At 61.4% G+C, this 21062-nt stretch carries 20 protein-coding genes; 14 read left to right on the top strand and 6 right to left on the bottom strand.

What is annotated here, in order from left to right; translation table 11 throughout:
* Positions 1-151: 151 nt before the first annotated feature.
* The 8 genes from mreB to tldD all read left to right on the top strand — a co-directional run bounded on the left by mreB (position 152) and on the right by tldD (position 11320).
* Positions 152-1189, top strand: coding sequence for a rod shape-determining protein MreB (gene mreB / locus SOP95_RS00655; RefSeq protein WP_002555108.1), 1038 nt, complete (start codon positions 152-154; stop codon positions 1187-1189).
* Between the two features lie 141 nt (positions 1190-1330).
* The gene (mreC, locus tag SOP95_RS00660) at positions 1331-2431 is read left to right on the top strand and encodes a rod shape-determining protein MreC (protein WP_323605737.1); all 1101 of its coding nucleotides are present in this window, start codon (positions 1331-1333) and stop codon (positions 2429-2431) included.
* On the top strand, positions 2431-2922 hold the full coding sequence (gene mreD / locus SOP95_RS00665; protein WP_323605540.1) for a rod shape-determining protein MreD: 492 nt from the start codon (positions 2431-2433) through the stop codon (positions 2920-2922). The genes mreC and mreD overlap by 1 nt, the downstream gene beginning before the upstream one ends.
* Positions 2923-2955: 33 nt before the next feature.
* Positions 2956-3552 carry a Maf family protein gene (locus SOP95_RS00670; protein ID WP_274074020.1) on the top strand — a complete coding sequence of 199 codons (597 nt, stop codon included), beginning with the start codon at positions 2956-2958 and terminating at the stop codon, positions 3550-3552.
* A 48-nt stretch (positions 3553-3600) separates the two neighbouring features.
* On the top strand, positions 3601-5058 hold the full coding sequence (gene rng / locus SOP95_RS00675; RefSeq protein ID WP_020796631.1) for a ribonuclease G: 1458 nt from the start codon (positions 3601-3603) through the stop codon (positions 5056-5058).
* Between the two features lie 75 nt (positions 5059-5133).
* A complete protein-coding gene (locus tag SOP95_RS00680; protein WP_323605541.1) occupies positions 5134-8937 on the top strand; it encodes a YhdP family protein in 3804 nt (1267 codons plus the stop codon).
* Positions 8938-9010: 73 nt separating this feature from the next.
* Positions 9011-9859, top strand: coding sequence for a carbon-nitrogen hydrolase family protein (locus SOP95_RS00685; RefSeq protein ID WP_323605543.1), 849 nt, complete (start codon positions 9011-9013; stop codon positions 9857-9859).
* An 18-nt stretch (positions 9860-9877) separates the two neighbouring features.
* A complete protein-coding gene (tldD, locus tag SOP95_RS00690) occupies positions 9878-11320 on the top strand; it encodes a metalloprotease TldD (protein WP_274074018.1) in 1443 nt (480 codons plus the stop codon).
* Between the two features lie 105 nt (positions 11321-11425).
* On the opposite strand, the gene yjgA is transcribed toward tldD, so the two are convergent.
* Positions 11426-11950 (bottom strand): ribosome biogenesis factor YjgA, encoded by a 525-nt coding sequence (yjgA, locus tag SOP95_RS00695; protein WP_034148278.1) that lies wholly within the window; start codon positions 11948-11950, stop codon positions 11426-11428.
* A 108-nt stretch (positions 11951-12058) separates the two neighbouring features.
* Between yjgA and pmbA the strand changes: the two genes are divergently transcribed.
* The 6 genes from pmbA (at position 12059) to SOP95_RS00725 (ending at position 17425) form a co-directional block, all read left to right on the top strand.
* The gene (gene pmbA / locus SOP95_RS00700; protein WP_046820559.1) at positions 12059-13405 is read left to right on the top strand and encodes a metalloprotease PmbA; all 1347 of its coding nucleotides are present in this window, start codon (positions 12059-12061) and stop codon (positions 13403-13405) included.
* Between the two features lie 249 nt (positions 13406-13654).
* Complete coding sequence (locus SOP95_RS00705) at positions 13655-14062, top strand: hypothetical protein (protein ID WP_046820558.1); 408 nt, start codon at positions 13655-13657, stop codon at positions 14060-14062.
* Complete coding sequence (locus SOP95_RS00710; protein ID WP_323605545.1) at positions 14043-15419, top strand: class II fumarate hydratase; 1377 nt, start codon at positions 14043-14045, stop codon at positions 15417-15419. Before SOP95_RS00705 ends, SOP95_RS00710 begins: the two co-directional genes overlap by 20 nt.
* Before the next feature lie 27 nt (positions 15420-15446).
* Positions 15447-15887: a hypothetical protein gene (locus SOP95_RS00715; protein ID WP_274074016.1), complete on the top strand. Its 441-nt coding sequence runs from the start codon at positions 15447-15449 to the stop codon at positions 15885-15887.
* Between the two features lie 2 nt (positions 15888-15889).
* The gene (locus SOP95_RS00720) at positions 15890-16501 is read left to right on the top strand and encodes a superoxide dismutase (protein ID WP_323605547.1); all 612 of its coding nucleotides are present in this window, start codon (positions 15890-15892) and stop codon (positions 16499-16501) included.
* Between the two features lie 30 nt (positions 16502-16531).
* Positions 16532-17425 carry a ZIP family metal transporter gene (locus SOP95_RS00725; RefSeq protein ID WP_274074015.1) on the top strand — a complete coding sequence of 298 codons (894 nt, stop codon included), beginning with the start codon at positions 16532-16534 and terminating at the stop codon, positions 17423-17425.
* Between the two features lie 86 nt (positions 17426-17511).
* Here the strand turns inward: SOP95_RS00725 and SOP95_RS00730 are convergent, their stop codons facing one another.
* From SOP95_RS00730 to SOP95_RS00750, 5 genes are all read right to left on the bottom strand, one after another.
* A complete protein-coding gene (locus tag SOP95_RS00730) occupies positions 17512-17787 on the bottom strand; it encodes an HPr family phosphocarrier protein (RefSeq protein WP_046820553.1) in 276 nt (91 codons plus the stop codon).
* A 15-nt stretch (positions 17788-17802) separates the two neighbouring features.
* The gene (gene rapZ, locus SOP95_RS00735) at positions 17803-18660 is read right to left on the bottom strand and encodes an RNase adapter RapZ (RefSeq protein WP_083348227.1); all 858 of its coding nucleotides are present in this window, start codon (positions 18658-18660) and stop codon (positions 17803-17805) included.
* A gap of 2 nt (positions 18661-18662) precedes the next feature.
* The gene (ptsN, locus tag SOP95_RS00740) at positions 18663-19127 is read right to left on the bottom strand and encodes a PTS IIA-like nitrogen regulatory protein PtsN (protein ID WP_274074014.1); all 465 of its coding nucleotides are present in this window, start codon (positions 19125-19127) and stop codon (positions 18663-18665) included.
* A 12-nt stretch (positions 19128-19139) separates the two neighbouring features.
* Positions 19140-19448, bottom strand: a complete 309-nt coding sequence (hpf, locus tag SOP95_RS00745) for a ribosome hibernation-promoting factor, HPF/YfiA family (protein ID WP_274074013.1) — start codon at positions 19446-19448, stop codon at positions 19140-19142.
* Positions 19449-19523: 75 nt separating this feature from the next.
* On the bottom strand, positions 19524-21017 hold the full coding sequence (locus SOP95_RS00750) for an RNA polymerase factor sigma-54 (protein WP_274074012.1): 1494 nt from the start codon (positions 21015-21017) through the stop codon (positions 19524-19526).
* Between the last annotated feature and the right edge of the window lie 45 nt (positions 21018-21062).

Consider the following 21062-nt stretch of genomic DNA (forward strand, 5'->3'; position numbering starts at 1 on the left):
ACCGCACTTCTACGGTCATATGGCCGCGATTGTGGGGTTTGGTGCACATAAAAGCGGTCAATTTAACATATTGGCGCCTTGCCCAAAATCCCTGTCGTTGTTAGAGTTTGCCGCACTTTTTTACCCACGCGTTGCCTAGGGTCCCTTTCCCATGTTCAAGAAACTGCGTGGCATGTTTTCCAGCGATCTTTCCATTGACCTGGGCACTGCCAACACCCTTATTTACGTGCGTGAGCGCGGTATCGTCCTGAATGAGCCATCGGTTGTGGCCATTCGGACGCACGGTAACCAGAAAAGTGTCGTTGCTGTCGGCACCGAAGCGAAGCGCATGTTGGGCCGTACGCCGGGCAACATTGCTGCCATTCGTCCGATGAAAGACGGCGTGATCGCCGACTTCAGCGTCTGCGAAAAGATGCTGCAGTACTTTATCAACAAGGTTCATGAAAACAGCTTCCTGCAGCCCAGCCCTCGTGTGTTGATCTGCGTTCCGTGCAAATCCACCCAGGTTGAGCGTCGCGCCATCCGTGAATCGGCACTCGGTGCCGGTGCCCGTGAAGTATTCCTGATCGAAGAGCCGATGGCTGCCGCGATCGGTGCCGGCCTGCCGGTTGAAGAAGCCCGCGGTTCGATGGTCGTGGATATCGGTGGTGGTACCACCGAAATCGCGCTGATCTCCCTGAACGGTGTGGTCTATGCCGAATCCGTACGCGTTGGCGGCGACCGCTTCGACGAAGCGATCATCACCTACGTGCGCCGCAACTACGGCAGCCTGATCGGTGAATCGACGGCCGAGCGCATCAAGCAGGAAATCGGTACCGCCTACCCGGGCGGCGAAGTTCGCGAAGTCGACGTTCGTGGCCGCAACCTGGCCGAAGGCGTTCCACGGGCATTCACCCTGAACTCCAACGAAGTGCTCGAAGCGCTGCAAGAGTCGCTGGCGACCATCGTCCAGGCCGTGAAAAGCGCCCTGGAGCAATCGCCGCCGGAACTGGCCTCCGACATCGCCGAGCGTGGCCTGGTGCTGACCGGTGGTGGCGCCTTGCTGCGTGACCTCGACAAGTTGCTGGCCCAGGAAACCGGCCTGCCGGTGATCGTCGCCGAAGACCCGTTGACCTGCGTTGCTCGCGGCGGTGGCCGTGCATTGGAAATGATGGATAAACACACCATGGACCTGCTCTCCAGCGAATAAATGCCGGATCGCCTCTATGCTGTTGAGCGCGCAGGCGGCACTTTGCAGTGCTGCCTGTTCGCGTTTATCTTCTGTCGTCTGCATCCAGGCCGGTTTGATGCCGTATGAATAAAGAGAACATTTGCCTGGGAGGAGCGGCTTATTAAACCGCTTTTCACCAAGGGTCCCTCACTGGGCGTGCGCTTGTTGGTGCTGGTCGTGCTGTCGGTCGCGCTGATGGTGGTCGATGCCCGCTTCACACTGTTCAAGCCAGTGCGTAGCCAGATGTCGCTGGTGCTGATGCAGTCTTACTGGATCACCGACCTGCCGCAGCGGCTATGGCAGGGTGTGGCCAGCCAGTTTGGCAGCCGCACCGAGCTCGTCGCCGAAAACGAAAAACTCAAGAGCGAAAACCTGCTGTTGCAGGGGCGCATGCAAAAACTTGCCTCCCTCACCGAGCAGAACGTTCGGCTGCGCGAGTTGCTCAACTCTTCGGCACTGGTCAACGAAAAGGTCGAAGTGGCCGAACTGATCGGCATGGACCCCAACCCGTTCACCCATCGCATCATCATCAACAAGGGTGAGCGCGACGGCGTGGTGCTCGGTCAGCCGGTACTCGATGCCCGTGGCCTGATGGGCCAGGTGGTCGAGTTGATGCCCTACACGTCCCGGGTCCTGCTGCTGACCGATTCCACCCACAGTATTCCGGTGCAGGTCAACCGCAACGGCCTGCGCGCCATTGCCAGCGGCACTGGCAACCCGGAGCGCCTGGAGCTGCGTCATGTGGCCGATACCGCCGATATCAAGGAAGGCGACCTGCTGGTCAGCTCCGGCCTCGGCCAGCGTTTCCCGGCCGGTTACCCGGTGGCGACGGTCAAGGAAGTGATCCACGATTCCGGCCAGCCGTTCGCCATCGTTCGCGCCGTACCGACTGCCGCCTTGAACCGCAGCCGTTACCTGCTGCTGGTGTTCAGCGACACCCGCACCGCCGAAGAGCGCGCCAACGACGCTGCCCAGGCCCAGGAAAGCCTGGATGCGCAGGGTGGTGGGCCGATCATTCCGGCGACTGTGCCGAGGCCGGCGATTGTTCCGGCGGCTGTTGCCGCTCCCGCTGCTCCAGCCGCCCCGACTGCTGCCACCACCCCGGCCAAGCCTGCCGCCGCGACTGCACCCGCCAAGCCACCGGCGGCGCAACCCGCCGCCGCCAAGCCTGCGGCCAAACCGCCTGTCTCCGCGCCGGCTACCACCAGGGGACGAGAATAATGGTTGGTGTTACTGCTTCCCGAAACGGCTGGATCGTCTGGCTGACATTCGCCGTCGGCATGTTGCTCAGCGTATCGCCGCTGCCGCAATTCATGGAGATCCTGCGACCCCTGTGGCTGGCCTTGCTGCTGGCGTTCTGGGCGCTGGCGCTGCCGCAGAAAGTCGGGATGGTCACCGCGTGGTGCCTGGGCCTGGCGGAGGATGTGCTGTACGGCACGCTGCTGGGCCAGAATGCGTTGATCCTGACGCTCATCACCTACCTGGTGCTGGCGCTGCAACAACGCCTGCGCATGTTCCCGATGTGGCAACAGAGCCTGGTGATCCTGGTGATCTTCGGCCTGGCCCAGCTGGTACAACTCTGGCTCAGCGCCCTGACCGGCAACCGTCAACCGACCCTGGCGCTGGTATTGCCGGCACTGGTCAGCGCGTTGCTCTGGCCCTGGATCAGCTTCGGTTTGCGCGGATTGCGTCGACGCTACAAAATCAATTAATTCGCCTCGGCATTCAGACAGGGAGAGGTCTTGATGAAACAGCTGTACCTCGCCTCTGGCTCACCGCGTCGGCGTGAGTTGCTCACGCAGATCGGCGTGCCATTCACCGCCGTCAGTGCGGACATCGATGAAACCCCTTTGACCCATGAAAGCCCGTCGGCCTATGTCGAGCGCCTGGCGCGCGGCAAGGCCGAGGCCGGACGCGGCGCGATCTCGCCTGCAGCCTCGTGCTGCGTGCTCGGTGCCGACACCGCCGTGGTGCTCGACGGAAAAATTCTTGGCAAACCAGTTGATGAAGCCGACGCGTGCGCCATGCTGAAGATGTTGTCCGGGCGCGAGCATCAGGTCCTGACCGCGATTGCGCTGCTCGACGGCGAGCGCTGTGAGTCTCGGGTGGTCATCAGCCAGGTCCGCTTTCGGGCTATCAGCCCTGATGAAGCGACCGCCTACTGGGCCAGTGGCGAACCCCGGGACAAGGCCGGTGGATACGGTATTCAAGGACTGGGCGCGGTGTTTGTCGCCGGGCTCACTGGAAGTTACTCGGCGGTGGTTGGACTGCCGTTGTGCGAAACCGCGGAACTGCTCGGCCATTTCGGCATACCCTGTTGGCAACCCCATAACGCGCGCTAAGCGTTGTATCCGGCCATTATCGTGAACATGCCTGAACGAGACCCTGCCATGAGTGAAGAGATCCTGATCAACATCACGCCGATGGAATCGCGCGTGGCGGTGGTCGAAAACGGTGTCCTGCAAGAAGTTCATGTCGAGCGCACGCAAAAGCGCGGGATCGTCGGCAACATCTACAAGGGCAAGGTGGTGCGGGTATTGCCGGGCATGCAGGCGGCGTTTGTCGATATCGGCCTGGACCGCGCCGCGTTCATTCATGCGTCGGAAATCTCCCTGCGTGAAGGGCCGGCGGTCGAGAGCATCAGTGCGCTGGTGCACGAAGGCCAGAGCCTGGTGGTGCAAGTCACCAAGGACCCGATCGGCTCCAAAGGCGCGCGCCTGACGACGCAGCTGTCGATCCCTTCGCGTTACCTGGTGTACATGCCGCGCACCGCCCACGTCGGTATTTCGCTGAAGATCGAAGACGAAGCCGAACGTGATCGCCTCAAGCAAGTGGTGACCGATTGCGTGGCGAAGGAAGGCATCAAGGAAGCCGGCGGTTTCATCCTGCGCACGGCGGCCGAGGGCGCCGGCGCCGATGAGATCCTCATGGACATCCGCTATCTGCGCCGGTTGTGGGACCAGATCAGCGAGCAAATCAAGACCATCAGTGCCCCCAGCGTTATTTACGAAGACCTTGGCCTGGCGCTACGCACGCTGCGGGACCTGGTGAGCCCGAAGATCGAGAAAATTCGCATCGATTCCCGGGAAACCTTCCAGAAAACCACGCAGTTCGTCGCCGAACTGATGCCGGAGATCGCCGATCGCCTGGAACATTATCCGGGCGAGCGACCGATTTTCGACCTGTACGGCGTCGAAGATGAAATCCAGAAGGCCCTTGAGCGCAAAGTCCCGCTGAAGTCCGGCGGATACCTGGTGGTCGACCCGGCGGAAGCCATGAGCACCATCGACGTCAACACCGGGGCGTTCGTCGGGCATCGCAACCTTGAAGAAACCATCTTCAAGACCAACCTCGAAGCGGCGACCGCCATTGCACGCCAGCTGAGGCTGCGTAACCTGGGTGGCATCATCATCATCGACTTCATCGACATGGAAGACGAAGAGCACCAGCGCCAGGTGCTGCGCACGCTGGAGAAGCAACTGGAGCGTGACCACGCCAAGACCAACATCATCGGCATCACCGAGTTGGGCCTGGTGCAGATGACCCGCAAGCGCACCCGCGAAAGCCTCGAGCAGGTCCTGTGCGAGCCGTGCACGAGTTGCCAGGGGCGCGGCAAGCTGAAAACGCCGGAAACCATTTGCTATGAAATCTTCCGCGAAATCCTCCGTGAGGCTCGCGCCTATCAGGCGGAAGGCTATCGTGTATTAGCGAACCAGAGAGTCGTCGACCGCCTGCTCGATGAAGAGTCGGGCAACGTCGCCGAACTTGAGGTGTTCATCGGGCGCACCATCAGGTTCCAGGTCGAAACCATGTATTCCCAGGAACAATACGACGTCGTGCTGCTCTGAACTGCTGCGTCTTGAATTTTCCTGAACGGCTGGCCTCAGCTTTCTGCAAGACTTTTGCCATGGGAGCCAACTGACATGGAGCGTCTGACACGCATATTGGCCGCACTGACCCGCTGGGGTCTGGGCCTGTGCGCGTTGGTTTTGGTGTTGATGGCGTTGTACGTCAGCCTTGGCCGGGAACTGGCGCCGTTGGTAGCCGAGTACCGTGCCGAAGTCGAAACCAAGGCCAGCGAAGCCTTGGGCATGCCCCTGCAAATCGGTGAGTTGAAAGGCAGTTGGAGCGGCTTCGCGCCTGTTTTGTCCGCTCACGACGTGACGGTGGGCGAGGGTGCCAACGCCTTGCACCTGGAGCAGGTGCGGGCGATCCCGGACCTGTGGGCCAGTCTGCTGGCTCGCGATGTGCGCATCGCCAATCTGGAACTCAATGGCCTGAAGATCAGCCTCAAGCAAGGCGATGATGGCAAGTGGGCGCTGGAAGGTTTGCCGGTAAAGGACGATCAGCCCCTCGACCCGGAGCAGTTGCTCAATCGCATGCAAATGATCCAGCAGCTGTCGGTGCTCGACAGCCAGGTCACTTTGCAGCCGTGGGGGGAATCGCCGCTGACCCTGACGTACGTCGGCTTGAGTCTCAAAACCGGCGCCTACCGCCAGCGCCTCGATGCCCGCTTGACCCTGCCCGATGGCCAGCCGATGGCCATGAGTTTGCGTAGCCGCATTCGCGCCAGCGAGTGGAAGGACGGCGAGGTGGAAGCCTATGCGAGCCTGCCGCAAAGCGACTGGGCGAAATGGTTGCCGGAAACCCTGACCCAGAATTGGAATTTCTCTGAGATCAAGGCCGGTGGCGAGCTGTGGGTTACCTGGGGCAAGGGCGCCCTGCAAAGTGCCGCCATCCGTTTGAATGCCCCGCAACTCAAGGGTGCCTATGCCGAGCGCAAGCCGATCCAGATCAATAACCTGGCGCTTAACGGTTATTTCCAGCGCAGCGCCGAGGGCATGCTGGTCACGGTAGATTCCCTGGCCATGAACCTTGCAGAAACGCGTTGGGAGTCACGCCTGCAATTGAAGCAGACCACGGCCGCGGACAGCACCCAGAATCTCTGGCACCTGCAAGCCGACCGTCTCGACCTGACGCCGCTCACACCGCTGCTCAATGCCCTGGCGCCCTTGCCGGAAGGTGTTGCCAAGGTGGTCGAAGGGCTCAAGGTCACCGGTGGACTGCGCAACGTGCTGATCGACGTGAAACCCAATGCCACAGACGACAGCCGGTTCAGCTTCGCGGCCAACCTTGATCGGGTCGGCTTTGACGCGTATCACGGCGCGCCGGCGGCGCGTAATGTCTCGGGCAGCATCAGCGGGGACCTTGGCCATGGCGAGTTGCGCATGGACAGCAAGGATTTCATGCTGCACCTGGACCCGATTTTCGCCAAGCCATGGCAATACATCCAGGCCAACGCCACCTTGACCTGGAAGCTCGACAAGGAAAGTTTCACCCTGATCGCGCCGTACCTGAAGGTGTTGGGCGAAGAGGGCAAGATTGCCGGCGATTTCCTGATCCGCCTGTTCTTCGATGACACGAAGGAAGACTACATGGACCTGCGGGTCGGCATGGTGGAGGGCGACGGTCGCTACACCGCGAAATACCTGCCGACCGTTCTCAGCCCGGCGCTGGACGAATGGCTGCGTACGGCGATTCTCAAAGGTGCGGTGGACGAGGGTTTCTTCCAGTACCAGGGCTCGTTGAACCATGGCGCGGCGGAAACGGCCCGCAGCATCAGCCTGTTTTTCAAGGTCCACGATGCCGAACTGGCGTTTCAGCCTGGCTGGCCGCATGTCAGCAAGGTCACCGGTGATGTGTTCGTAGAAGACAGCGGCGTGCGGGTTCTGGCCAGCCAGGGGCAGTTGCTCGACACCAAGGTCCGCGACATCTACGTCAATATTCCCCACGTGCCTGACGGGCAGAACAGTCATCTGTTTCTCGATGGCGCGTTCGCTGGCGGGCTGGGCGATGGCCTGAAAATTCTCAAGGAAGCGCCGATTGGCACGGCCGAAACGTTCGCTGGCTGGGAAGGCGAAGGCGACCTGCAAGGCAAGCTCAAGCTGGATATTCCGCTGGCCAAGGGCGAGCAGCCGAAGATCCTGGTCGACTTCAAGACGGCCAAGGCCCGCCTGAAACTGCCCGAGCCGCCCCTTGAGCTGACTCAGCTCAAAGGTGACTTCCGGTTTGACAGCAGCAAAGGCTTGAGTGGGCAGAACATCAGCGCGCGCGCCTTCGACAAGCCGGTGACTGCGCAAATTTTCGCCGAGGGTCGCGAGGGCAAGCTCAACACCCGGGTCACCGCTTCCGGGCAGGTCGAAGTGAAGAAACTCACGGACTGGCTGAGCGTGACCCAGCCGTTGCCGGTGAGCGGCGTGATCCCCTATCAATTGCAACTGACCCTCAATGGCGCCGATAGCCAGTTGCTGGTCAATTCCAATCTCAGGGGTGTGGCCGTCGATCTGCCGGCGCCCTTTGGCCTGGCGCCGGATGCCGGGCGCGACACCTCATTCCGCATGACCCTGCAAGGCGAGGAGCGGCGCTACTGGGTGAACTACGGTGAACTGGCGAACTTCACGTTTGCTGCACCGGCCAGCAACTTTGCCAACGGCCGTGGCGAGTTGTTCCTCGGCAATGGCAATGCCGTGTTGCCCGACACAATGGGCCTGCGCATTCGTGGCACGCTGTCGGAGCTGGATATCGGCCCGTGGCAGGACCTGATGAACAAGTATGCCGGGCAAGACCCAGGCGGTAATGCCAAGCAGTTGCTCAGTGGATTGGACGTCAAGGTCGGCAAGCTCCGCGCTTTCGGCACCACGTTGGACCAGGCAGCGGTGCAGCTGACACGCAAACCGTCCGCCTGGGCCTTGCAGCTCGACAGCCAGCAGGTCAAGGGCAACGCCAGCCTCCCCGATGCCAAGGCCGCGCCGATGGTGATCAACCTGCAGACCGTGCGGCTGCCGGCACCTGACCCGACGGTGCTGGCCGATGAAAACTCGCCGGACCCCCTGGCCTCGGTGGACCCGAAAAAGATCCCGGCGCTGGATATCACCATCAACCAGCTGTACCAGGGCAACGACCTGGTCGGTGCCTGGTCGCTGAAAGTGCGTCCGACGGCCAAGGGTATAGCGCTCAACTCGCTGGACATGGGCCTCAAGGGCATCCTCCTGCAAGGCAGCGGCGGCTGGGAAGGTGCGCCGGGCGCCAGCACCAGCTGGTACAAGGGGCGGATCAGCGGCAAGAATCTTGCGGATGTGCTCAAGGGCTGGGGCTTTGCGCCGAGCGTCACCAGCCAGGAATTCCACATGGATGTCGACGGCCGCTGGCCCGGCTCGCCGGCATGGCTGGCCACCAAGCGCTTCTCCGGCACCCTCGATGCATCGCTCAATGAAGGCCAGTTTGTCGAGGTTGAAGGCAGTGCCCAGGCGTTGCGGGTGTTTGGCCTGCTCAACTTCAACTCGATTGGCCGCCGCTTGCGCCTGGACTTTTCCGACCTGTTCGGCAAAGGCCTGAGCTATGACCGGGTCAAGGGCCTGCTGGTGGCGACCAACGGTGTGTACGTGACCCGCGAACCTATCCGCCTGACGGGCCCGTCGAGCACCATCGAGCTCAACGGTACCCTGAACATGGTGGCCGATCAGATCGATGCCAAATTGATGGTGACCTTGCCGGTGACCAACAACCTGCCCATTGCCGCACTGATCGTCGGCGCGCCGGCCATCGGCGGGGCGCTGTTCCTGATCGACAAGTTGATCGGTGACCGTGTGTCGCGTTTTGCCAGCGTGAAATACACGGTCAAGGGGCCGTGGAAAGAACCGAAAATCACCTTCGACAAGGCTTTTTGAGAAACCACTGCCCTGGCCTATGGAGTAGCATGGCCGTACCCCCCCTGCGTTGATATCCGAACAGGAAAAGGCCATGTCTGTAGCGGTAATTCAAATGGTCAGCCAAAGCGAAGTGCCGGCCAATCTGGCCCGGGCGCGCCAATTGCTGGAACAGGCGGCCGCCGGCGGTGCGAAACTGGCCGTGTTGCCGGAAAACTTCGCCGCCATGGGCCGGCGCGACGTCGCCGACATCGGTCGCGCCGAGGCGCTGGGCGAAGGCCCGATCCTGCCGTGGTTGAAACAGACGGCCCGCGACCTCAAGTTATGGATAGTGGCCGGTACCTTGCCGCTGCCGCCGGTGGATCAACCGACGGCCAAGGTGCATGCCTGCTCGTTGTTGGTAAATGATCACGGCGAGACGGTGGCGCGCTACGACAAGCTGCACCTGTTTGACGTGGACGTGGCGGACAATCGCGGCCGTTATCGCGAATCCGATGACTATGCTTATGGCAGTGGCGTGGTGGTTGCGGACACACCGGTGGGGCGAGTCGGCCTGACGGTCTGTTATGACCTGCGCTTCCCGGAGCTGTATAGCGAATTACGCGCTGCCGGGGCGGAGTTGATTACCGTGCCATCGGCGTTTACCGCGGTGACCGGCGCGGCGCATTGGGAGGTGCTGATTCGTGCGCGAGCCATCGAAACCCAGTGTTATGTGCTCGCGGCCGCCCAGGGTGGAACGCATCCGGGGCCCAGGGAAACCTGGGGGCACGCGGCCATTGTCGACCCCTGGGGGCGGGTACTGGCACAACAGGATCAAGGCGAGGCCGTGCTGCTGGCCGAACGCGATAGCAGCGAACAGGCGTCCATCCGGGCGCGGATGCCGGTGTCCAGTCACCGGCGCTTTTTCTCGCAGGGCGCCCAGCGACCTGCCTCAGAACGATGAATTTAAGGCGTAAAGCATATGAGCGAGTTGTTGTCCTCAGTCAGTGAACACCTCCTGGCACCGGGTGGCGTAACGATCGAAAGCCTGCAAGGTGTGCTTGGCGACCTGGCCGGCCCGGGCATCGATGCCGCCGACCTGTATTTCCAGGGGCAGATTTCCGAGTCCTGGGCGCTGGAAGACGGCATCGTCAAGGAAGGCAGCTTCAACCTCGACCAAGGGGTTGGCGTGCGCGCGCAATCCGGTGAGAAGACCGGTTTTGCCTACAGCAACGCCATCACCCTGGAAGCCCTGGGCGCGGCGGCCCGTGCTGCCCGGTCGATCTCCCGAGCCGGGCAGAATGGCACCGTGCAAGCGTTTACCAGCCAGGACGTGGCGCAGTTGTACGGGCCGGACAATCCTCTGGAAGTGCTGACCCGTGCCGAGAAAGTCGATCTGCTCAAGCGCATCGATGCGGCCACCCGAGCCCTCGATCCGCGCATCCAGCAGGTCACCGTGAGCATGGCCGGTGTCTGGGAGCGGATCCTTGTGGCGTCCACCGACGGCGGCCTGGCGGCGGATGTACGGCCGCTGGTGCGCTTCAACGTCAGCGTGATCGTCGAGCAGAACGGCCGCCGCGAGCGCGGTGGCCACGGCGGTGGCGGGCGTACCGACTACCGTTATTTCCTCGCTGAAGACCGGGCCATGAGCTATGCCCGTGAGGCGCTGCGCCAGGCCTTGGTCAACCTGGAAGCCATCCCGGCGCCGGCCGGTACCTTGCCGGTGGTGCTGGGTTCGGGCTGGTCGGGCGTGTTGCTGCACGAAGCGGTCGGCCACGGCCTGGAAGGCGACTTCAACCGCAAAGGCAGTTCGGCCTACAGCGGGCGCATGGGCGAAATGGTTGCGTCCAAGCTGTGCACCATTGTCGATGACGGCACCCTGGCCGGGCGTCGCGGCTCCTTGAGCGTCGACGACGAAGGGACGCCGACCGAGTGCACCACGCTGATCGAAAACGGCGTACTCAAAGGCTACATGCAGGACAAGCTCAACGCCCGCCTGATGGGCGTGGCCCGCACCGGTAACGGTCGTCGCGAATCCTACGCGCACCTGCCGATGCCACGCATGACCAACACCTACATGCTGGCCGGCGAAAGCGATCCGGAAGAAATCATCGCCTCGGTGAAACGCGGCATCTACTGCGCCAACCTCGGCGGTGGCCAGGTGGACATCACCAGCGGCAAGTTCGTGTTCTCCACCAGCGAGGCGTACCTGATCGAGGACGGCAAGATCACCGCCCCGGTCAAAGGCGCGACGTTGATCGGCAACGGCCCTGAAGCCATGAGCAAGGTGTCGATGGTCGGTAACGACCTGGCACTGGACAGCGGCGTGGGGACGTGTGGCAAGGATGGGCAATCGGTGCCGGTGGGTGTCGGCCAGCCAACGCTGAAGATTGATGCGATCACCGTGGGTGGCACGGGCGCATAGGGATTGATACATCCCCTGTAGGAGCTGCCGAAGGCTGCGATCTTTTGCTTTTTAGAAGATCAAAAGATCGCAGCCTTCGGCAGCTCCTACAGGAGTTGCGATGGCTTAACGCAGACCGCGTTGAGTCTCGTCCAGCTCACGGATGTACTTGAAGATTTTACGGCTGGAAGCAGGAGGCTTGTTTTGCGCAACCTCGTGCTGGGCCTGACGGATCAGGGAACGCAATTGCTGGCGGTCCGCGTCCGGGTAGTCGACGACGAATTTTTCCAGTACGGCATCGTCGCCGGCGATCAGGCGATCGCGCCAACGTTCCAGGTTATGGAAGCGTTCGTTGTACTGGCGAGTGGAGGCATCGAGTTGATCGAGCAAGACCAGAATCGCGTCAGTGTCCTGATCGCGCATCAGCTTGCCGATGAACTGAAGGTGCCGTTTACGCGCGATGTTCGCGGTGTGCTTGGGCGCATCGGCCAGGGCCCGACGCATGGCGTCGGTCAATGGCAGTTTTGCCAGCAAGTCAGGCTTGAGCGTTGTAAGGCGCTCGCCGAGGTCAACCAGAGCATGCAGCTCGCGTTTAACCTGGGATTTGCTTTTTTCTCCCGTATCGAGGGAGTCGTCGTAAGAATCAACCATGGTGGCCGTCCGCAAAGAAACGCCGCCATGATAACCAGTCGGGGGCCGCTTGTCCGGCCCGGTCGCTCGATGACCGTTACCGAAAGCAGAATTTGAGTGGAGAACAGCATGAGTGCAGTTGAGAGCGTCGGCCCACAAGCGTTGCCGGCACTGCAAGAACAGGTCGAGCAGATCATCGCTGAAGCCAAGCGCCAGGGCGCCAGTGCCTGTGAAGTGGCGGTGTCGCTGGAACAAGGCCTGTCGACCACGGTTCGTCAGCGTGAAGTCGAAACCGTCGAATTCAATCGCGACCAGGGTTTTGGCATCACGCTGTACGTCGGTCAGCGCAAGGGCTCGGCCAGCACCTCGGCCAGTGGCCCTGAGGCGATTCGCGAAACCGTTGCCGCTGCCCTGGCGATTGCCAAACACACCTCGGAAGACGAAGCCTCGGGCCTGGCGGATGCCGCGCTGATGGCCAAGGACGTGCAGGACTTCGACCTGTTCCACCAATGGGATATCACCCCGGAACAGGCGATCGAGCAGGCTCTGGCCTGTGAAGCTGCAGCCTTTGCTGCTGACAGCCGGATCAAGAACGCCGATGGTACGACCCTGAGTACCCATCAGGGCTGCCGTGTCTATGGCAATAGCCACGGGTTTGTTGGCGGTTATGCGTCGACCCGGCATAGCTTGAGCTGCGTCATGATCGCCGAGGCCGATGGCCAGATGCAGCGCGATTACTGGTACGACGTGAACCGCCAGGGCAACCTGCTGGCCGATCCGGTGAGCATCGGTCAACGTGCTGCCCAGCGCGCGGCGAGCCGTCTGGGCGCGCGTCCGGTGCCGACCTGCGAAGTGCCGGTGCTGTTTTCCGCGGAGCTGGCCGGTGGTTTGTTCGGCAGTTTCCTGTCGGCGATTTCCGGCGGCAGCCTGTATCGCAAATCGTCGTTCCTCGAAGGTACCCTGGGGCAGAAGCTGTTCCCGGAATGGCTGACCATCGACGAGCGTCCGCACCTGATGCGGGCCATGGGCAGTGCGGCATTTGACGGCGATGGCCTGGCAACCTACGCCAAACCGTTCGTCGAAAAGGGCGAGCTGGTGTCCTACATCCTCGGCACCTACTCCGGCCGCAAGCTTGGCATGCCGAGCACCGCCAACGCGGGCGGCGTGCACAACCTGTTCGTCACCCACGGTGATGAGGACCAGGCTGCGTTGCTGCGTCGCATGGGCCGCGGCCTGCTGGTGACCGAACTGATGGGCCAGGGCCTGAACATGGTGACCGGCGATTACTCCCGTGGCGCGGCGGGTTACTGGGTCGAGAACGGCGAAATCCAGTTCGCGGTCCAGGAAGTAACCATCGCCGGCAACATGCGCGACATGTTCAAGCAGATCGTTGCCGTGGGTAATGACCTGGAGCTGCGCAGTAACATTCGCACCGGTTCGGTGTTGATCGAGCGGATGACGGTGGCGGGCAGCTAAGCCTCGCCGTTACACAAAAAGGCGCGCCACCCCTCAGGTGGCGCGCCTTTTTTTATATGCCTTACACAGATCCCATGTGGGAGCGGGCTTGCTCGCGAAGGCGGCACGCCAGTCAACGAAGATGTTGAATGTGCAGGCCTCTTCGCGAGCAAGCCCGCTCCCACAGTGAGTTCTACGTGCGCTATCGAGCTTGTGTTGGTTCTCATTATCATCTAATAATAAATCTCATTACCGAATGAGCCCCGGATCATGAGTTCTGCCTTGCACGAGCAGCCTTACCTCGAAAGCTGGCGCTGGATGAGTCGCCAGATCCGTTGCGCGATGGATCCCGACGAGCCGCGCCTGATCGATCATTACCTGGCCGAAGGCCGGTATCTGGCCTGTTGCACGGCAACCTCGCCCTGGACCATTGCCCAAACCTCCTTCCGTTTGCTGCTCGACACCGCTGCGGATGTCGCGCTGCCCTGGCACTGGCGCACTTACTGCCTCGACCAGGCCTGGCGCCCTTTGCGCGAACTCGAACGCCTCGCCTTGTGCAAATGCCGACTCAAGCGCTGGCAGAGCTACACCTGGCAACTGGCGACCTGCGAGCTGCAACCCTCGATTCCCTTAACTGAACTGGTGCAAGGATTTTCAGATGACCAAGACACGTATTGAGCGCGACAGCATGGGCGAGCTTCAGGTCCCGCATGACGCCCTCTATGGCGCACAGACTCAGCGTGCAGTGGATAACTTCCCGATCAGCGGCAAGCCAATGCCGGTGCAGTTCATTCGCGCGTTGATCCTGGCCAAGGCTGCGGCAGCGCGCGCCAACATCGAGCTCAAGCAGATCAGCGAGTCCCAGGGCATCGCCATCGTCGAGGCTGCGCAAGGCTTGCTGGAAGGCGATTTCATGCAGCACTTCCCGGTGGATGTGTTCCAGACCGGTTCCGGCACCAGCTCCAACATGAACGCCAACGAAGTGATCGCCACCCTGGCCAGCCGCCTGCTCGGCGAGCCGGTGAACCCCAACGATCACGTCAATTGCGGGCAGAGCAGCAACGACATCATCCCGACCACTATCCACGTCAGTGCCGCGCTGGCCTTGCACGAACAGTTGTTGCCGGCCCTGAACGGGCTGGTTCAGGTGATCGAACGCAAGGCGCAAGAGGTGCATCACCACGTCAAGACCGGGCGCACCCACCTGATGGATGCCATGCCGGTGCGCATGAGCCAGGTGCTCAATGGTTGGGCGCAACAACTCAAGGCCAACATCGGCCATTTGCAAGGCCTGCAGCCAAGCCTGCAATCCCTGGCCCAGGGCGGTACGGCAGTGGGTACCGGGGTCAATGCGCATCCCGAATTCGCTGCGCGCTTCAGCCAACAACTGAGCAAGCTGACCCAGGTGCAATTTACGCCGGGCGTGGATCTGTTTGCCTTGATCGGCTCCCAGGACACCGCCGTGGCCGTTTCCGGCCAGCTCAAGGCGACCGCGGTGTCGCTGATGAAAATCGCCAACGACCTGCGCTGGATGAACTCCGGTCCTCTGGCTGGCCTGGGTGAGATAGAGCTCGAAGCCTTGCAGCCGGGGTCTTCGATCATGCCCGGCAAGGTCAACCCGGTGATCCCGGAGGCCACCGCCATGGTCGCCGCCCAGGTAATCGGCAACGACACGGTGATCACCGTCGCCGGTCAGTCGGGCAATTTCGAGCTCAACGTGATGCTGCCCATCGTCGCCCAGAACCTGCTGGGCAGCATCGAATTGCTGGCCAACTCCAGCCGTCTGCTGGGGGAAAAGGCCATCGCCAGCTTCAAGGTCAACGAAGACCGGATCAAGCAAGCGCTGTCGCGCAACCCGATCCTGGTGACGGCACTCAACCCGATCATTGGCTACCAGAAAGCCGCTGAAATCGCCAAGAAGGCTTATCAGCAGGGCCGCCCGGTGATCGATGTCGCACTGGAGCACACCGAACTTCCGCGTAGCCAGCTGGAAACGTTGCTCAACCCGGAAAAACTCACCGCTGGCGGCGTGTAACCACCACCACCGCTTTGGAGGCTCACCATGGAACACTGGAAACGCACGATCGAAAGGGCAAATCGCTGTTTCATGTTGGGCGAGCTGGTCGATGCCCGCGAGGCTTACTTGCAGGCATTGGCCCTGGCCCAGGTGCTGTTCGAGCGCTGGGCAAATGCCGATGAAGCGGTGGCGGCCTGCGTGATCTCCCATCACAACCTGGCGGACCTGCATTTGCGCCTGAACCAGCCGGAGGAGAGCGCCGAGTACCTGTGCGCCATCCACCAGCGCCTGCTACAGACCGTGCAGGACCCGCGACTGACGCCAGCGCTGCGTGAAGCGGCGCTGCGCCAGAGCAACAAGACCTACGTCGAACTGCTGAATTTCATCAGCGAGCACGGTGAATATCCACGCACCCATCGGTTGCTGCACATCGAGACTGCCTCACCGTCGCATCGCCCTGCGCCTCACCATCATGGAGTCCACTGAACATGGCTTTTACCCTGCCTGCCTTGCCGTATGCCTACGACGCCCTGGAACCGCACATCGATGCGCAGACCATGGAAATCCACTACACCAAACACCACCAGACCTATATCAACAACCTCAACGCTGCGGTCGAGGGCACCGAGTTCGCCGAGTGGCCAGTGGAAAAGCTGGTGGCCGCCGTGCAGCAACTGCCGGAGAAGCTCCGTGCGGCAGTGATCAACCAGGGCGGAGGCCACGCCAACCATTCATTGTTCTGGGAAGTCATGGCGCCGCACGGCGGCGGCAAGCCTGAAGGCGCGCTGGCCAAGGCGATCGATGAGCAGCTGGGTGGCCTCGACAGTTTCAAGGACGCTTTCACCAAGGCGGCGTTGACCCGTTTCGGCAGTGGCTGGGCGTGGCTGAGCGTAACCCCACAAAAGACCCTGGTCGTGGAAAGCAGCGGCAACCAGGACAGCCCGTTGATGAACGGCAATACGCCGATCCTCGGCCTGGATGTGTGGGAACACGCCTATTACCTGCGGTATCAGAATTGCCGTCCGGAATACATCAGCGCGTTCTACAACGTGATCAATTGGCCGGAAGTTGCGGCGCGCTATCAAGCGGCACTGGCCTGAGTCCTTTATAAAAACAACCCAAGGCTGATTATGGGCACTGAAACGCTGGCGATCGGAAGTGGACGAATGTTTCGTTACGCATTCGGATCGCTGTTACTGCTGGCGGGCATGAGCTTGCTGGTTGCACATGGGCTGGCCTGGCTGGACCTTGAACCGCGGCTGTCGCGGGCGTTGCAGGGCGGTGCGATCTGCGCCCTGGGCACGGCGCTCGGGGCTGTGCCGGTGCTGGTGATCCGGCGCATGCCCCAGGCACTCAGCGATTCGCTGCTGGGCTTTGGTGCTGGCGTCATGCTCGCGGCGACAGCGTTTTCGCTGATCATGCCGGGCATTGCCGCGGCAGAAAACCTGGGCATGAGTCCGTGGGCTGCCAGCGGCCTGATGTGTCTTGGCATCCTGCTCGGCGCCTTCGGTCTGTTCCTGGTGGATTGCCAGGTCTCGGGTGCTTCACCGCAAATGCTCGTCGGCACCGTGGAGCATCCGGTCATTGCGCCACGGATCTGGCTGTTCGTGTTTGCCATCATTGCCCATAACATCCCCGAAGGCATGGCGGTCGGCGTGTCGGCCGGTGGCGGCATGCCTGACGCCGACAGCCTGGCGATGGGCATTGCCCTGCAGGATGTGCCGGAGGGGTTGGTGATCGCGCTGGTGCTGGCGGGAGCCGGGATGTCGCGGTTCAAGGCTTTCCTGATCGGTGCTGCTTCAGGGTTGGTGGAGCCAGTGTTCGCGCTGTTGTGCGCATGGCTGGTGAGCCTGGCCGAACTGTTGTTGCCTTTGGGGTTGGCGCTGGCGGCGGGGGCGATGCTGTTGGTGGTCACCCACGAAGTGATTCCCGAGTCGCGCCGCAATGGTCACGACAAATTGGCAAGCCTTGGGCTGCTGATCGGGTTTTGCCTGATGATGGTGATGGATACGGCGTTGGCCTAAAAAGATCGCAGCCTGCGGCATCTCCTACAGGTAAACACGATCCCATGTAGGAGCTGCCGCAGGCTGCGATCTTTTGATCTTGACCTTTATTCGCCTTCGTCGAAGTAGTTGTTGATCAACTTCACCAGCGCATCCAGCGCTTCCTGTTCCTGCTCGCCTTCCGTGCTCAGGTAAATCCTGGTGCCCTTGCCGGCGGCCAGCATCATCATCGCCATGATGCTTTTACCGTCGACGGTGGTCTCTGGCGTGCGTCCTACCCTGATCGTGCAATCCTTGAATTGACCGGCGATTCCAACGAATTTTGCCGAAGCGCGGGCATGCAGGCCCAGCTTGTTGATGATTTCGATTTCCAGAGCAGGCATCGCGGTGTGAATCCTTTAGCTGAGGTCGCGGTGGCGAACCTGGACGTTCTTCAGGGATTGCTGCAGGACCTGGCCAAGACGTTCAGTCAGGTAGACGGAGCGGTGATGGCCGCCGGTGCAGCCAATGGCAATAGTGACATAGGCGCGGTTGCTGGCGGCAAAGCGTGGCAGCCATTTGAGCAGGTACGTAGAAATGTCCTGGAACATCTCCTCGACATCGGGTTGCGCCGCCAGGTAATCGGCCACCGGTTGGTCGAGCCCGGACTGCTCGCGCAGTTCCGGCTTCCAGTAAGGATTGGGCAGGCAGCGCACATCGAATACCAGGTCGGCGTCGACCGGCATGCCACGCTTGAACCCGAACGACTCCACGAGGAATGCCGTGCCGGGTTCCGGCTGGTTCAGCAGGCGCAGCTTGATGGTATCGCGCAGTTGGTACAGGTTCAGGCTGGTGGTGTTGAGCTTGAGGTCGGCCAGGTCGGCAATCGGCCCGAGCAGGGTGGTCTCGTCGTTGATCGCCTCGGCCAGTGAGCGATTGGCATTGCTCAGCGGGTGACGGCGGCGGGTTTCCGAGAAACGCTTGAGCAGGGTTTCCTCGTCGGCATCCAGGTACAGGACATCGCACTGGATGTGGCGGCTGCGCACTTCGGCCAGCAGTTCGGGGAAACGCGACAGGTGACTTGGCAGGTTGCGCGCATCGATGGATACGGCAACCAGCGGTTGCGCCAGCTCGGTGTGAATCAGCGCGCGCTCGGCCAGTTCGGGCAGCAAACCGGCAGGCAGGTTGTCGATGCAGTAGTAGCCGTTGTCCTCGAGGACGTCGAGGGCGGTACTTTTACCTGAGCCGGAACGACCGCTGACGATGATCAAGCGCATGATTAGTGACCGTTTTGCTCGTCCAGGACAACCTGATACAAGGCTTCATTGCTCGCGGCGCTGCGCAGTTTTTCGCGCACTTCCTTGCGGTCGAGCATGCTGGCGATCTGGCGCAAAAGCTCCAGGTGCGCATCGGTAGCGGCTTCCGGGACCAGTAGCACGAACAACAGGTCAACCGGGGCGCCATCGATGGCGTCGAAATCGATAGGGGCGTCGAGGTGCATCAAGGCGCTGATGGGCGATGTGCAGCCCTTCAGGCGACAGTGGGGAATGGCGATGCCGTTGCCAAAACCGGTCGAACCGAGTTTTTCACGGGCGATCAAAGCCTCGAAGACATCTTGCATCTCCAGATCCGGCACTTCCCGGGCGATCAGGTTGGCAATTTGCTCGAGGGCTTTCTTTTTACTGCCGCCCGGCACGTTCACCAGGGAACGGCCGGGGGTCAGGATGCTTTCAAGTCGGATCATGGGTTGGGAGTGTTAACGACCCGTAGCGCCCTGGAGGAGGCTCTGGGTCTTTTCCTTATGCTTTTTGAGTTGTTTATCCAGCTTGTCGGTCAGTAAGTCGATAGCTGCGTACATATCAGTATGTTCCGCGTTTGCGACGACCTCATTGCCGGGAATATGCAGCGTGGCTTCGATTTTTTGCTTCAGCTTTTCGACGCACATCGTGACTTGCACGTTGGTGATCTTGTCGAAATGTCGCTCCAATCGTTCGAGTTTTTCGCCGATGTAGGTGCGAAGAGGTTCGGTCACTTCCAGTTGGTGTCCACTGATGTTGACTTGCATACAGCTTCTCCTTCGTTGCCAGTGCATAAAGCGGCAGATCCAGATGATCTGCCACTGGAACGCTGTGGCGTGGCCCTACATCAACCGCTTGCGTTCGCTCGAAGGCGCGATCCCGAGGGATTCGCGGTACTTGGCGACGGTGCGGCGAGCCACCTGAATGCCTTGTGCCTCCAGTAAACCAGCGATCTTGCTGTCACTCAACGGCTTTTTCTGATTTTCCGCCGCCACCAGTTTTTTGATGATCGCGCGAATCGCCGTGGACGAGCATTCTCCGCCCTCGGAGGTGCTGACGTGGCTGGAGAAAAAGTATTTCAGTTCATAGATGCCCCGAGGGGTATGCATGAATTTCTGCGTGGTCACCCGCGAAATCGTCGACTCGTGCATGCCGACCGCTTCGGCGATGTCATGCAGCACCAGCGGTTTCATGGCCTCGTCGCCGTACTCCAGGAAGCCGCGCTGATGCTCGACAATCTGCGTGGCCACTTTCATCAGGGTTTCGTTGCGGCTCTGCAGGCTCTTGATGAACCAGCGGGCTTCCTGCAGCTGATTGCGCATGAAGGTGTTGTCGGCGCTGGTGTCGGCACGGCGCACGAAGCCTGCGTACTGGGCGTTGACCCGCAGGCGCGGCACCGACTCCTGGTTCAACTCCACCAACCAGCGCTCGTTGTCCTTGCGCACGATCACGTCGGGTACCACGTATTCGGCTTCGGTCGACTCGATTTGCGAGCCAGGGCGCGGGTTGAGGCTCTGCACCAGTTCGATCACCTGGCGCAGTTCATCTTCCTTGAGCTTCATGCGGCGCATCAGCTGACTGTAGTCGCGGCTGCCGAGCAAGTCGATGTAGTCGGTGACCAGGCGCTTGGCCTCGGCCAGCCAAGGCGTCTTGGCGGGTAGCTGGCGCAATTGCAGCAGCAGGCATTCGCCCAGGTTGCGGGCAGCGATGCCGGCGGGTTCGAATTGCTGGATGCGGTGCAGGACGGCTTCGATTTCGTCCAGTTCGATGTCCAGTTCCGGATCGAAGGCTTCGAGGATCTCCTCCAGCGTCTCGTCCAGATAACCCTGGTTGTTGATGCAGTCGATCAGGGTCACGGCGATCAGGCGATCGGTGTCGGACATCGGGGCCAGGTTCAATTGCCACAGCAGGTGGCTTTGCAGGCTCTCGCCCGCCGATGTGCGGGTGGTGAAATCCCACTCGTCGTCATCGTTGCTCGGCAGGCTGCTGGCACTGGTCTGGTACACGTCTTCCCAGGCGGTGTCGACCGGCAGTTCGTTAGGAATGCGCTCGTTCCAGTCGCCTTCCTCGAGGTTATCGACCGTCGGGGCGGTTTCCTGGTAAGAGGGTTCCTGGATGTCGGTACTGGGCTTGTGTTCGGCGTTGTCGGCCAGCGGGTCGGAATTGTCGAAGTCGTCGCCTTCTTCCTGGCGCTCGAGCATCGGGTTGGACTCCAGGGCCTCCTGGATTTCCTGTTGCAGGTCCAGGGTCGACAATTGGAGCAGGCGGATGGCCTGTTGCAGCTGCGGTGTCATCGTCAGCTGCTGGCCCATTCTCAAGACTAGCGATGGTTTCATGGCAGGGGCTTAACACCTTATTCGCCGGCGCACATGCGCCATCCA

It is taken from the genome of Pseudomonas sp. YuFO8 (genome assembly GCF_035065025.1).
GTDB lineage: Bacteria > Pseudomonadota > Gammaproteobacteria > Pseudomonadales > Pseudomonadaceae > Aquipseudomonas > Aquipseudomonas putida_AE.